The following is a 14,198-nucleotide window of genomic DNA, read 5'->3' on the forward strand; positions in this document are numbered from 1 at the left end:
ATTGTAGGGAGCAGCATAAATTTGATTTGGATTTTCTGAGAGAGAGACAAGAACATAGTCATAGGAGGGCTACAACAAGGCTTTTTAACAAAGCAATCGCAGGAAAAACATTCAATTTGCATTTTATAGTCTATTTGGAATTATATTGGGTTCAGAGCTATTGTTCGATTAACAAAAATATAGACCACTTTTTGGGGCAAAAATTGCTGCAGGTGTGGAAAATTGGAAAGCTTCAAAAGCTTTAAGAGGAGAAAATTGTCTTCGGTAATGTCACATTCTTATGAGCGCGATTGGGTATTTGTGTGCTCCACTAATTAACATGGTAAACGTTAAATAGTAGTCTTTTGATGACCCTGAACCCTAAAATTTTGGTCAGATCCAGATGATTAGTTCTTAATTTTTTCAGTTACTTTTTCAAGGAGCCAGGAATAGGAAACAATCCTGTTATTTTCTTTCATTTTTTTATGAATTTCTGACCATTTTTCTCGATCCGTTTCCCGGGTTTTTATCATTTGGTTGAGGATGGAGATAAATCGTTGATGGCGATGATATTTGTCGGAAGACATGGAAGGTTTTTTTCTACGGATATACGTATTGAAGGTGGCCAAAAAATTGGATAACAAATCCAGTTCTCCAATTTCGTAATAGGTAGCTGCCAGGATTAACTTGGATTGTAGATTGTATGAAACATCAAGGTAGTCAACGTTCATGAGGCTTTCAATAACCTTACTGTAATCCCTGGTGTTGAAATACAGTTGGCCAAGGCTCAACATTTTGGTAGATTCCCTTTTATCCTTTTCCAGGTAATTAGAATTTTCATCGATAAATTGATTAGCCCATTCATATTCTTTTAGGCGAATTGATATCAATACAATATTCCTGAATGTAGTTGAAGGTAGCTGTCCTTTTTGAAACAATACTTTTTCTCTAAGCATTGTCTGATACCATTCAAATGTTTCACGATAAAATTCCTGTATATTTTGATTTATTTTTCCAATACAATAGGATAGGGCAATAGTAAATAATTCCCGCGAATTTTGGATATCGATAGATGCAAAATTCTGAAGAAGAGCCTGTTTGAGGTTGTAGTAATGAGAATCACCATCATTAGGTTCATAGGTTTTTACGGCGTAATAATACAATTCGATAAGAAAATTATTGAAAAATTTATTTTCTTCCACAAGATCAAATATGGTATGGAGAAATGGTAATTCTTTTTCAATTTGAATGTATTTTTGCCGGGAAAAATAACTTAGGGCCACCCGCAATTTTTCGATGATGAAAAAGTTATTGAGGTTTTGGTCTATGTTTTCAATGTTGGCAATATTCCATGCTGACCCTGATAAATTTTTACTGTTGTATTCCAATTCTTCCAACCGATATTGGTAATAATAGAAGGATCCGGAAGATTTTCTCCTTTTCTTGAATTGATTCTTGATTTTAGTAATTTCTTTAAAGAAGAAAGTATCTCCTAATTCGTTTGATTTGAGATAATGAAGATAATGAACGGCTTGCGCTTTGTCGTTTTCTTCAAAGTAAAGGTGAGCTAGCGCGGATTCAATTTCTGTGAGCAAGTCTGTACATAGTTTTCTGAATGTACCATCTTTAAAAGGTCTGGAATTATAAAGCGATTTCCAAATTACATGTCGATCCGGTGCATTTTTGCCTTTTGTTATTGACTTTTTAATCAGGCGAAAAAATTTCCTTATAGTAATACTTTGCGTACTAAAGCCACTATTTAGAAAGGATTCTATTTTTTCCAGGTCTTGTGCAGGTGTTTCTCTTAGTAACTTGTAGATTTTGGTGTTCTCCATTTTAACATTTGTAAATACCGAAAGTATAAAATGAAAATATTAATAATACTACTAATATTTGTATATTGCATCAAATTCTGTAAACATATCGACTATGAACAGAGGATATACCCCGACATCACTCTTCTTCCTTTTTTTTGGATTATTGCTGTCGATTAATATTTATGCACAGGATAAATTGCCTTATTACAAGTCTGAAAAAATTCTGGTTAATACAATATGGAGTACGGAATTATCCGGTGATGATTCCCCAAGGGTAATTAAATCTCCTAAATTCGGAGATATTGAGTTAGTTGAAACCGAAGGTAGTTACACCTTCTCATACGATAATTTAGGAGTAGCGGAATACGATACGGCAGTTATTTTTACTAATGGTCAATTACAATCGTATGCTTTTAAAAACCAGTTTGTCACTGCCGGGAATGATACGTACATCGCATATGCAGGTCAAAGTCTGATTTTACCGGTTTTACTTAATGATCAATCATATTCAGATGAAATTGAAATTGAAAATATTCCCTTTCACGAAGGCGTAAGGGCGTCGATTGAAAATAATAATATTCGGGTCAATGGGCTAAATGAAGGTTTGCAATATTTGTATTATACAGTCTGCGATGACTTTGGCAATTGTGATGAAGGTAAAGTGTCAATTTATGTTCTTGATCCTTCGGCAAATGCAGATACTTTAATTTTTTCCAGTGTGGAAGAGAAATTGCTTTCGCTTCCCATTCCCGGGGATGATTATGAAATTCAGCAGACTACTATAGACAGTAGTTTTATTCAAGGTGAGGAGATGGTGCTTTATTTAGATCAATCTGAGCCAGGATTTCAGGAGGTTGTACTATCCAATCAATCCGGATCCTCTGTAGTATATCAATTTTTATTACAAAATTATTGGGTGAATAATAATTTTAATAATAGTGATTATGTATTTATCCACCCTGATAAAGAAGTGATAGTTGATATTGGTGAAAACGACCTTTGGAATAATATCTATGCTATCGGGGAAGTGAATACAGGAATTTCAGTTAGCAGGTATGGTTCAGGGAGAGTGAAGATTATCCCTGAAAGAAGTTTTAGGGGAATATCCTTTTTCCAATATATTACTTGCTCAAATGTACGTTGTGATACTGCCAGGGTAAAGGTTTATGTAAATGATTTTCGACCCGCAAAGGATGAGTTTACACTATATATTGACAAAGATGAGGAAACAATCATTCCTTTTTATTCTCCTAACAGAGATTTTGAGTTTGAAATCGTGGAGAATGGAGATTTTGGTACAGCCAGCACCTCTGAAAATGGAAAGGAAATAGTATATACCCCTGATGGAGGTTTTCAGGGTGAAGATCGGATCAAAATTCGCTATTCATACGAAAACAGTTATGGAGAAATTTTTGAAAGTTATCATTTCATAAATTTTGAAGAATCTTCTACTGCTTATTCAAATACTTGCACGGATTGTGTGTGGCCAGGAGATACTGATTTAAATGGAGTAGTGAATCTTAGTGATATTGAAAACATCGCGAAATATATTGGGGAGAAGGGCGCACAAAGAAATGGAGGTCTAATATGGAAGCCTCAGTATAATCAATCATGGAATAATTTTGAAGACAAAAAATTAAATCATTTTGACGCCAATGGTGATGGAATTATTTCTGAATTGGATATTCAGGCCATCCCCTATAATTACGGAAAGGTGCACGGATTGTTTTCCAATCCAGTAACTCAATTGGAAACCCCGATTTGGGTAGAAACAAAATCAGTCTCTACCGGACGTAATGAGATCGTATTGGAAATTTATGCGGGTGATGAAGAGCATCCCCTGGAGGACGTCAATGGAATGTCTCTTGATGTCGAGTACGAAGACAATATAAGTGGTGAAGATATAAAAGTTGCCAGTGACCATTCAACATGGTTGAAATCTCATCAACCCACAATGGAACTTGAAACACCTGGTGAAGGAAATAAGGTTCACGTGGGCCAATACAGGGTACGTACATTGGGGAAAACCGGTTTTGGACTTGTTCTTAAACTAAGAATTATCGTAGAGGATGAAATCGAAGGATTTACCACTATAAGGTCAAAGGACAGAGGTACTGTTGTTAACCTCAATAATATAAAGATTCATTCGGGGCAAGGAGATTATTATTTACCAAATCAAACGGTCATCCTCTCGGAGGAAGAGGATGCTGATTCTGCTATTGCAGGTGAAATTCCTTCTATGAAAATATATCCTAACCCTGCTGTTAATTTTATTATGATAGATCCATCTTCTGGGATTGGAGAAGTAGATCGAATTAATGTTTACTCTATTGAAGGACAATTAGTGAAAACACAGGAAAATAACCTCAATAATTCGAAAGGTATTATTGATCTTCCGGTTGATGATATTCCCCAGGGGATATACGTAGTGGAGATTTGTGCAGGAGGAGAAAAGATCAGGAACCGATGTACTCTTATACGCTAAACTTATGTATTATTTGTTCAACTCGTGACAAATAACCTAGTCCGAAAATATTGAGATGGACTAGCAAATAGTACAATTGATACATTTCTTTTCGTAAATCAAATCCGGGTTCAATAGGATAAATATCATTATAGCTAGTTTGTGACGATACAGGTGGAAATCCTCCGAACAGATCCATCATGGCAAAATCCATTTCCCTGTGACCAAAGTGGGCACAAGGATCTATCAAAAGTGTTTTCTTTTGTGTAATTAATATATTTCCACCCCACAAATCTCCATGTATTAATGACGGTTTTTCTTCAGGACAGGTATCCTTAATACGATGGAATAAGGAATTTACTTTTGATATTACCGAGAGAGAGAGCCTTTTCTGATCTATTGCTGTTTGAATCTGGGGCTCCAACCGGCAGGTGATGTAAAAATCTTTCCATGAGTGGTGTTCAGTATTTTTTTGTGGAAGCCGGCCTATATAATTGTTTTTGCCTCCGAACTGTTCACCGGAAGTTTTGTGCATGTTTGCAAGGTCGCTAAAGAATTGGTCCCAGTTATTATTGGTTGGAGAACTTTCGTAATATTCGATCAGAAGGCCGGCGGTGGTCTTGTTTTCCAATAGTGTGAATGATCCGGGGATATTTTTTACTCCATATTTCTTCAATAAAATTAAACTTTCGTATTCGGTCGTAATTATTTCTTTTGGAGCATTTTTACGGTTTAATTTAAGAAACCAGGTCTCTCCGGAATGAGTGTGAATTTGGTAGCTGTCATTAATGTCACCCCCGGATACCGGCCGCATGCTATTAAGTGCTATTTCATATTTTTCAAGTAACGTTTGAACCCTATTTTCGATCAAAGCCTTCTGGAGTTTACTATGTCGAGTAAATTATCTTTATAGTTTTTGCCTATAGGAAGTTTTACCTTTTCTCCCTTGATAAGTATTTCGAGGTTGTTCCCCACTACGGATTTAATTTTATCCAGGTTTACGATGTAAGAGCGATGGATCCGTTTAAAATTGTTGTTTGACAATTTCTCTTCAAGGCTTTTCATCGTCTGTAAAGTGACAATTTTGGACGTTTCGGTCTTAATAATTACGTAATCCTTCAGTCCTTCAATATAAAAAATTTCATCATAGTAAAGCCGGTGTAATTTTTTATCTGATTTTACGAAAATACTATCTTCAAATGCTTCGGCATTTCGTCCCAGGTCGTGCCTTACCTTTTCAATTGCTTTGTCAAAGCGCTCTTTGGAGATTGGTTTGAGCAAGTAGTCAACTGCTTCTAATTCAAATCCTTCCAGTGCATATTCTTTAAATGCAGTTGTAAAGACAACCAGGGGGGGATTTTCCAGGATTTTTAAAAAATCAATACCATTGAGTTGTGGCATTTGAATGTCCAGAAACATGACATCAATATCATTTTCTTTAAGCATTTTATTTGCTTCCAATGCATTGCTTGATACCCCTGTTAATTCAAAATCTTCGTAGGATTTGAGATATGTTTCCAGAATTTCTTGTGCCAGGGGTTCATCGTCAACTATTAAGGTCTTTATCATCGTGTAATTTTTAAATATTTAATAAAAGAGAAACTTCAAATTTGTCAATACTTTTTTTGATTTTGAGATGGTGTTTATCAGGATATAATAGTTCAAGTCTTCGCTTGGCATTTTCCAATCCTATTCCACCACTATTTTTTTTCAACTTAACAATGTGAATTTGTGGAGATACGCTGTTAACTATATTAAAATAAACTTCTTTTTCGTCAATTTTAAAATCAATATGAACATATCCTTCTTCCACATTATTGACACCGTGTTTAAAGCTATTTTCTACAAAAGTAATGAGAAGCAAAGGGGCAATGAATTTGCCATCCGGATCCCCCTCTACGTTGAATACAATTTCATTTAATCTTCCTTTACGGACTTTTTCAAGCTCCAGATAATTACGAATATAACTAATTTCCTGTTCTAGGGGAACAAGGTCTTCATTGCAATCATACAGCATATATCTCATTATTTCCGATAACTTTAAAACCAATTCTGGTGCCTCATCTGATTTTTTGAGCGTAAGGGCATATATGCTATTCAGGGAGTTAAACAGGAAATGTGGGTTTATCTGTGTTTTTAGAAAATTGAGTTCCGTTTCTATATTTGTTGTGTAAAGTTCTGATATTTCAACTCTTTTTTTAAGCCAATCGATAATAATTGCATAAACCAACGAGGCAATTGCTACGAATAGCTCCAGTAAAATAATGGTACTAAAATTAAAGTAATATTGGTTGGCCAGCGAAGGATAATTACGCAAGATCAATATTTGAAGGCTGATATATACAGGGGTGATCAATACAATTCCCGTAAGTAAAAAAACCACATATAAAAAGGTCTTCTTATTAAATAGATATTTGGGAATCAGGTATAGTATGTTCATATATACAATGCCTGCAAAAAAAACTGTTAGTGTTAGATTAGATATAATATTTGTTTTTGAATCCAATTGATTGGTGTCAATTATTGTCAAAGCCAAAAAAAAGACAATCCAAAATACAATATGCAGTGGTTTGGAGTATTGTGCCGCATAGCTATAAATATGGGCGTTCTTGAATAGTTTCTTTTTGATTATACCTTCCATTGTCAGGAGTAAATGAAAAAAATTTTTACAAGGTACAAAAGCTTTTTATACAATATTTTGGATTCGTTAGACCAACGACATTATTAGGGAGGGTAGGAATAAAAAATGTCAGAAGTTTTCGCTAAAAATTCAGGTCAAATATGTAAAGAAGATTCGGAAAGTTTAAAAATTAAGGTAATATTTGTTTAATTCGTATAAATAAGATTTGACAACATGGAAGTATTTTTATTCCCCGGGCAAGGGGCCCAATTCGTAAATATGGGTGAGGATTTGTATAATTCATCTGATGAAGCAAAGTCTTTTTTCAAAAAAGCTAATGAAATACTTGGCTGGGATATCAGTGAGGTAATGTTCGGTGGTACAGAAGAGGAATTAACACAGACTAGAGTAACTCAACCTGCTATTTTTATTCACAGTGTCATAACGGCTTTCACAAGAGGAAAAGATCGAAATCCAGCAATGATGGCTGGTCATTCCCTTGGTGAATTTTCGGCGCTTACGGTTGCAGGAGCTCTAACCTTTGAAGCGGGATTGAATTTGGTTAAGGAGCGAGCCCTGGCTATGCAGAAAGCCTGCGATATAACGGAAGGAACTATGGCTGCTATTTTGGGGCTTGATGATGATGTAATAGAAAAAATTTGCGAAGGGATCGAAGATGTCGTCGTTCCGGCGAATTATAATACGACAGGTCAACTCGTTATTTCCGGTTCCGTATCGGGTATTCATGAAGCCGTAGAAAAGCTTAAAGAAGCGGGGGCAAGGAGGGCATTGGTGTTGAAAGTAGGAGGAGCATTTCACTCCCCTCTGATGAAACCGGCGGAAGAGCATTTGGCTCAAACCATTTCTGAGACGCCATTCACAGAACCTACTTGTGCGATCTACCAAAATGTAACGGGATTTCCGGAAAGGGACCCGGAAAAAATAAAACAAAACCTGATTGCCCAATTGACCGCACCGGTGAAGTGGACGCAAACCATGAAAAAAATGGTGGAAGATGGTGCTGATAAATTTTATGAAGTAGGGGGAAAAGGCGGTATCTTACAGGGAATGCTTAAAAAGATAGATCGATCAATTGATTCAGAATCCTTATAAAAGATTATCCTATGGATTATGGTATTGAAAATGGGAAATTACTCCTTGCTGAACCCTTTATGATAGATACCAATTTTAAAAGGGCAGTTGTACTTATTTGTGATTGCCATACGGATGGAACAGTAGGATTTATAGTTAATAAGCCTCTGGATGTCCATGTCCACGAACTACTTGAAGGCTTTCCTGATTCAGATATGAAATTATTTTTCGGAGGTCCGGTAGCACACGATACTATCCATTTTTTACATAATAAAGGGGATCTTATTGAAAATAGTGTAAAAGTAGTGGATGGAGTATATTGGGGGGGAGATTTTGATAAAGTGAAGTTTTTATTTGAAAATCAAGTAATTACTCCAGATGACATTAAGTTTTTTATTGGGTATTCAGGGTGGTCATCCGGGCAGTTGGAGGAAGAATTATCTTATAAGTCCTGGGTTTTAGCCAATATGGATAAGAATTACTTATTTTCGGATTCTGAAATGAAGCTTTGGTCCCAGGTGATGAATAATAAGGGTGGAACCTATGAGGTAATAGCTTCAATGTCCGAATTTTCAAATTTAAATTAAGTCAGTGTGTTAGCAATTCAGGGGTTGAGTTTATTTTTTGGTGATAGAGCACTATTCAATAATATAAGTCTGACATTCAAGGATAATGTAAAATGTGGACTACTGGGGAAAAACGGAGCTGGTAAAAGTACATTGTTGAAAGTAATATCCCGGGAAATTATCCCGGATGCAGGTCAAATTGACATACCCGCTAGCTATACAATTGGCTATTTAACACAGCATATAGATTTGAGTAATGATTTGTCCGTACGGGAAAATGCCGCAATGGCTTTTCAATCCATACGGACTATAGAAGATCGACTTAATGTCCTTAATACTGACCTGGTTGAGCGGACCGATTATGAGTCAGAAGGATACCAGGATCTCATTCAGGAAATAGCAGATTTAACTGATAAACTGGCTTATTTAGGTGCGTCTACAATGGATGCGCAAATAGAACATGTGTTAAAAGGATTGGGGTTTACGGCTAAAACCATGGACAAGAATGTCCAGAAATTGAGCGGAGGTTGGCAAATGCGTGTGGAATTGGCTAAAATACTTTTGGCGCGTCCTTCAATTCTTTTGCTCGATGAGCCAACCAATCATTTGGATATTGATTCAATAATTTGGTTGGAGAAATTTTTAAAAGACTACCAGGGAATCGTCATCCTGATTTCACACGACAAAGAATTTTTGGATAATATCGTATCGGAAGTTTATGAATTGGACAATGGCAGAGTAGACCATTATGTAGCTAATTATTCCGGATATCTGGAAGAAAAAGATGAAAGACTGGAGATTCGAAAGGCCGCCTATGAAAACCAACAAAAGTTGATAGCAGAGAAGGAACGTACTATCGAAAGGTTCCGGGCGAAAGCAACTAAAGCATCCATGGCCAAATCAATGGAAAAGAGCCTGGAGAAAATGGAAAAAGTAGAGGAAGTGATAGAGTCCGATAAACACATCAGAGTTTCATTTTTACCTGTAAAAAGATCGGCTAATGAAGTGGTGAAAATCACGGATGCTGCTAAATCTTTCGGGGCATTAAATGTGTTTTCGGGGGTCACGATGGAAATATTGAGGGGTGACCGGGTCGCCTTTGTCGGCCAAAATGGCCAAGGGAAGTCTACTTTGACAAAAATAATCGTCGGAGACCTGGAACCTACTTCCGGAATCGTCAAAGTAGGTCAGAATGTAGATCTGGGATATTTTGCCCAGAACCAGGTCGAATTTTTACCGCCGAATAGCACCCCGTTGGAGTTTATGGAAAATGATTGCCCCGAAAATATGCGTACGAAAGTCCGGTCTATTTTGGGATCTTTCCTTTTTAGTGGTGAAGATGTTGATAAGAAAATTAAAGTGTTGTCTGGTGGGGAAAAAACTCGATTGGCTATTGCTCGCTTGTTATTATACCCTATTAATTTTTTGGTACTTGATGAACCTACACATCACCTGGATCTCCAAACGAAGGCCATTCTCAAAGAAGCCTTGATGAATTACGAAGGGACACTTTTAGTGGTTTCACACGACAGGGATTTGCTAGTGGGATTAACATCCAGGACCTGCGAATTCCGAGACGGAGAAGTGATAGAGTACCTCGGCGATGTAAATTATTTTCTGGAGAAACGCAACGAAGATAACATGCGTTCGATTGAAATTGCTTCCCAGCCTAAGAAGACAGGTGCAAAAACACTGACCAAAGAAGAAAGAGTTCAGTTGTTTAATTTGCGAAAGGACTTGCAGAAGAAGATCAATCGAATGGAAAAGCAAATTGAAAAGCTCGAAGGGAAAAAGAGTGTGTTGGAAAGAGAAATGGCAGCCACTGACTTTTATCAGTCCGATAGTGCCAGTGAAGTAATGAAAAAACACGGTGTATTGATTTCAGAGATTGATTCTACCATGGAAGAATGGGAGCGATTAGTAGAGGAATATGAGGAGATAGAGATCTGAAGTGTGTCGTCCTCCATACATCACTTGTGTTTGATGCACTAGCCTGTATTTGCATTTTGAGATGTACCGGTCACAACGGGAATCATCCCGCAAATTAATAACAGAACAAAAGGCCGGATACTGAGTACAGAATAGGAAGGGGTTTGACATATTAAGGCTTGACCTGGATTATTCATGAATATAATTCAAACAACTTCCATTTTTGAGCAAATGAATTTACTTTAAATAGATCATTATAAATTAGTTATATATTTAATAATTTATTATTAGTAGTTATAGTGAATAATTCAGGTTAACAGGTGTTTTTAAGATATAATTCGACACCCTATGGGGTCGATTTGAAATTTGAGGTTTGGGCTTACATAATCCAATCCCTCCGGGATTTATCGATGCAATTGAGTTAAGGTACAAAGCTAATTTGATTGCAAATATTTCCCGCTGATGTACGCGGATTATCGCAGACAATCATTTTATTTCTACGAAAATCTGCGACATCTACCCTACGGACCACTTGGTGGCGGGCTGTAATCTGGTATAAATTCTTAAGACCTCTTGAGGTCAGAATATTTTAAATCCTCAATGTATTATTGCAGTTTTTATTCATTTGTGTAAAATAGTAAGATTTGGATACATGGTAGAAAAGAAATATTAAACCTGATTGGAGCAACAAATAGAATAAAACAGTGTTAAATGGAAAGGTGTAAGAAGTATTCATGTATTAAAATAGCAGACAATTGAAGATTTTACTTTTTGGCATAACACGGGATATTATAGATGAAGGCGAAGTCAAAGCGTTGTCTGATGAGCTCTCTCAATTGGGGACTGTAGGGAATATAAGGGAGTTTTTGGGTGAGAAGTACCCCGGATTGAAGGAACTTTCTTCATTGAAGATTGCTGTAAACCAGGAATTTGCCATGGACTCAACCAAGATCACTAAAACCGACGAAATAGCACTTATCCCTCCTGTAAGTGGCGGTTAATTCCGGGATTGGAAGTGGAAGTGAATATGGATCAATTCCGCATACCGGATTTGAAGTCTATGTTTACTTAGGATGTCAGGCAAAGATAGAGTAAAAGGTTTTTGATGGATAAGGATAGTTTGAAGCTTACCGCTAAAAGCTCATATCTTTATAATGGGAGTCAGTATTAATCTTTATCTTTGAAATGATGTGGAAAGTTGGGAAAGAAGCGGAATTGTAAATAGAATGTATGTTAGTAGATAACCATAACAGAGCGATAAATTACCTTCGGTTGGCCGTTACGGATCGGTGCAACCTTCGATGCAACTATTGCATGCCCGAAGAAGGAATTGAATTTGCCAAAAGGGATGATTTATTAACAATGGAGGAACTATGTAAAATCAGTTCGATATTAGTAGAGCAGGGTATTGACAAAATCCGGTTGACGGGAGGTGAGCCATTTGTACGGAAGGATCTGATGGTTTTGATACGGTATCTTGCAGGTTTGGAGGGATTGAAAACCATATCGGTAACTACAAACAATACTGTTATCGGCCCGTATTTGGATGAATTGAAAGAGCTCGGAGTAACTGATGTAAATGTCAGCCTTGATGCCATTAACGAGAGTGCTTTTCAGCGAATAACTCGCAGGGACCAGCACCAATTGGTCATGGACAATTTGATGGCAATGATAGCCAAAGGTTTTAATATCAGAGTGAATTGTATAGCTTTGGAAGGTCAGAATATAGAAGAAATTATCCCTATGTTGGACCTTACCCGTGAACATAATGTATCTGTCCGGTTTTTGGAAGAAATGCCTTTTAATGGAGGTTCGAAGTCCTTCAATACGATAAAATGGAATTATAAAAAAATCTTTGACCATATACAGTCCTTCTATCCGGACATCGAAGAAATTCCTTCGGAGAAAACGTCGACATCTATTAATTATCGGATTAAGGGATTTAGGGGGACTTTTGGTTTGATCCCATCCTTTACACGTACATTTTGTGGAAGCTGTAACCGGTTGAGAATATCAGCGACCGGAGATGTGATTACTTGTTTGTATGGGAAACCAAGACTGAATATACGGGAGTTTATCCGGTTGGATTCATCGGGCGAAGCATTCAGGGAAAGTATTGTGGATGCATTGCAGACGCGTTCTGCCACGGGGTTTGAAGAACAGGAAATGTACGATGGCGTATTTGAGAATTCCATGACATCAATTGGTGGATGAGTTCGTGAAGAAAAGTACCTTTAGCTGCGAACTAGGTGCTTTGCACTCAGTAGGTGCGATTCGTTTCTTTAGCTTACCAAAGAATTTAGTAAATATTTGATTAGAATTTGATATTGCCTTACATTAAGGGGATTGACAAATATACTTATATCAATCGTGAGAAAAACTTTCAGCAAATTTTGGAATACGGCTTACCTGGGTATTATGCTTAGTTTTTGTATTTCCTGTCAGAAGAATCAGGAAGAAGAGAAGATTAATCTCCCGGAAAAAGCTGTTTCCATTTTTGACCTTGTAGAGGATGTGAAATTTCTACGATTGGGGGATACTTCCCGAGAAGAGAGTCTTTTTTCAAAAGTACAAAATGCGTACTTTTTGGATTCTTTTATGGTTTTTGGACAAAACGGAATGTCTTATTCGGATCATGGAAATTACCTCTATTTTAATTATGAAGGTAATTTTTTGCATAGGTTTGATACCAGAAATATTGTGAAAGACGGTCAAACCTTTTCAAAAGGATTTTATGCTGATGAAGAAGGAGTATTCATTCCTGATGTGATTAGAAATGTGATATTTAAAGTGAGTCACCAGGGAGAGATGTTGGATGATTTTAAAACGGTAAATAAGGCTACCTTGTACCTTCCTTTAGAGGAAGATATTGTTCTTTATAGCTATAACAGAGACAAACCGAAAGGACTATTGGATGATGACGAATACTACGACTTTTTTCTATATTCTGAGAAAGAAAAGAAAATTATTGACAAAGGTGTCACAGAAGTTCCGGAGTGGTATCGAAATAACTATGGAGATATACAATTGATCAAAGCGCCTCATAGTGAAACCCTGTACCATTGCACAGTGCGTGACCCAAACTATATTATATATGAAATGACAAAGAATGGTATTCACGAAATTGATCGATTGGTGTTTACGGAAGGAATGGTTGATTTGGACCGTTTACCTTTTGTGTCTGAAAACCGGGTTGATCCTCACTATTACAGGGATGAAAATATAGTCACTGATATTTTTGGAATTCAGCGGGTAGGAGATAATCTGTTTTGTATGATAGACCGGGGATTTGGGACCAACTACCTGGTACGTAAAAATATAAAAACCGGGAATTCAAGCGCTGTTAAGATTGATTGGCATAAGATAGTTGCCCGGGATTATGTCCTGCGGGCAAAAGTATTGGATTACACTGATGATGGATATTTTGTTCTATTTACACCTGCTATGGTATTTAAGAAATTTTACGACCTGAATAAAGATTGGCTCCAGCCTTATTTGATAAATGATTTTGAGGGACTATCCTATTCGGACAATGACATTATTATTTTCTTAAAATTCAAGCCGGAATATTATGATATGTAATTCACGCAATGGATATATCTACCGGTTCATTATACAATAGAGTATGCGTGTTTAGCTATCTATGATCAGAGGTTTCAGTATCTCTTTTAGTGCCTGTGGGGAATTAGGAATCTTTAGAAAGAATATACACTATCGGGATTTACATTGGT

11 protein-coding genes are annotated in these 14,198 nt (G+C 36.7%); 7 read left to right on the forward strand and 4 right to left on the reverse strand.

Annotated features, from left to right (window positions below; genetic code table 11):
• Window positions 1-386 precede the first annotated feature (386 nt).
• The gene (locus LVD47_RS14740; RefSeq protein ID WP_236978135.1) at window positions 387-1,814 is read right to left on the reverse strand and encodes a hypothetical protein; all 1,428 of its coding nucleotides are present in this window, start codon (window positions 1,812-1,814) and stop codon (window positions 387-389) included.
• Between the two features lie 94 nt (window positions 1,815-1,908).
• On the opposite strand from LVD47_RS14740, the gene LVD47_RS14745 reads away from it, so the two are divergent.
• A complete protein-coding gene (locus tag LVD47_RS14745; RefSeq protein WP_236978142.1) occupies window positions 1,909-4,281 on the forward strand; it encodes a T9SS type A sorting domain-containing protein in 2,373 nt (790 codons plus the stop codon).
• Here LVD47_RS14745 and LVD47_RS14750 read toward each other — a convergent pair.
• From LVD47_RS14750 to LVD47_RS14760, 3 genes are read right to left on the reverse strand one after another with little or no spacing between them, the layout of a single operon-like run.
• Entirely contained in the window at window positions 4,271-5,131 is an 861-nt protein-coding gene (locus LVD47_RS14750) for a fructosamine kinase family protein (protein WP_236978144.1), read from the reverse strand. The two genes, LVD47_RS14745 and LVD47_RS14750, sit on opposite strands and share 11 nt — an antisense overlap.
• Window positions 5,128-5,829: a LytR/AlgR family response regulator transcription factor gene (locus LVD47_RS14755; protein ID WP_236978146.1), complete on the reverse strand. Its 702-nt coding sequence runs from the start codon at window positions 5,827-5,829 to the stop codon at window positions 5,128-5,130. The genes LVD47_RS14750 and LVD47_RS14755 overlap by 4 nt, the downstream gene beginning before the upstream one ends.
• A gap of 10 nt (window positions 5,830-5,839) precedes the next feature.
• Window positions 5,840-6,901, reverse strand: coding sequence for a sensor histidine kinase (locus LVD47_RS14760; protein ID WP_236978154.1), 1,062 nt, complete (start codon window positions 6,899-6,901; stop codon window positions 5,840-5,842).
• 213 nt (window positions 6,902-7,114) lie between these two features.
• Between LVD47_RS14760 and fabD the strand changes: the two genes are divergently transcribed.
• The 6 genes from fabD to LVD47_RS14790 all read left to right on the forward strand — a co-directional run bounded on the left by fabD (window position 7,115) and on the right by LVD47_RS14790 (window position 14,049).
• Window positions 7,115-7,993: an ACP S-malonyltransferase gene (fabD, locus tag LVD47_RS14765; protein WP_236978162.1), complete on the forward strand. Its 879-nt coding sequence runs from the start codon at window positions 7,115-7,117 to the stop codon at window positions 7,991-7,993.
• An 11-nt stretch (window positions 7,994-8,004) separates the two neighbouring features.
• On the forward strand, window positions 8,005-8,559 hold the full coding sequence (locus LVD47_RS14770) for a YqgE/AlgH family protein (protein ID WP_236978164.1): 555 nt from the start codon (window positions 8,005-8,007) through the stop codon (window positions 8,557-8,559).
• Window positions 8,560-8,565: 6 nt separating this feature from the next.
• The gene (gene abc-f, locus LVD47_RS14775) at window positions 8,566-10,488 is read left to right on the forward strand and encodes a ribosomal protection-like ABC-F family protein (protein WP_236978166.1); all 1,923 of its coding nucleotides are present in this window, start codon (window positions 8,566-8,568) and stop codon (window positions 10,486-10,488) included.
• A gap of 734 nt (window positions 10,489-11,222) precedes the next feature.
• Window positions 11,223-11,468 (forward strand): MoaD/ThiS family protein, encoded by a 246-nt coding sequence (locus LVD47_RS14780; protein WP_236978168.1) that lies wholly within the window; start codon window positions 11,223-11,225, stop codon window positions 11,466-11,468.
• Between the two features lie 229 nt (window positions 11,469-11,697).
• Window positions 11,698-12,681, forward strand: a complete 984-nt coding sequence (gene moaA / locus LVD47_RS14785) for a GTP 3',8-cyclase MoaA (RefSeq protein ID WP_236978176.1) — start codon at window positions 11,698-11,700, stop codon at window positions 12,679-12,681.
• A gap of 156 nt (window positions 12,682-12,837) precedes the next feature.
• Window positions 12,838-14,049, forward strand: coding sequence for a hypothetical protein (locus tag LVD47_RS14790; protein ID WP_236978178.1), 1,212 nt, complete (start codon window positions 12,838-12,840; stop codon window positions 14,047-14,049).
• Window positions 14,050-14,198 lie beyond the last annotated feature (149 nt).

This window comes from Membranihabitans maritimus (genome assembly GCF_021729145.1).
Lineage (GTDB): Bacteria > Bacteroidota > Bacteroidia > Chitinophagales > Saprospiraceae > Membranihabitans > Membranihabitans maritimus.

Bases quoted from the DNA above. Each gene is read 5' to 3' on its own strand.
- LVD47_RS14740 (WP_236978135.1), bottom strand. From the start codon at position 1,814: ATGGAGAACACCAAAATCTACAAGTTACTAAGAGAAACACCTGCACAA.
- LVD47_RS14745 (WP_236978142.1), top strand. From the start codon at position 1,909: ATGAACAGAGGATATACCCCGACATCACTCTTCTTCCTTTTTTTTGGA.
- LVD47_RS14755 (WP_236978146.1), bottom strand. From the start codon at position 5,829: ATGATAAAGACCTTAATAGTTGACGATGAACCCCTGGCACAAGAAATT.
- LVD47_RS14760 (WP_236978154.1), bottom strand. From the start codon at position 6,901: ATGGAAGGTATAATCAAAAAGAAACTATTCAAGAACGCCCATATTTAT.
- fabD (WP_236978162.1), top strand. From the start codon at position 7,115: ATGGAAGTATTTTTATTCCCCGGGCAAGGGGCCCAATTCGTAAATATG.
- LVD47_RS14770 (WP_236978164.1), top strand. From the start codon at position 8,005: ATGGATTATGGTATTGAAAATGGGAAATTACTCCTTGCTGAACCCTTT.
- moaA (WP_236978176.1), top strand. From the start codon at position 11,698: ATGTTAGTAGATAACCATAACAGAGCGATAAATTACCTTCGGTTGGCC.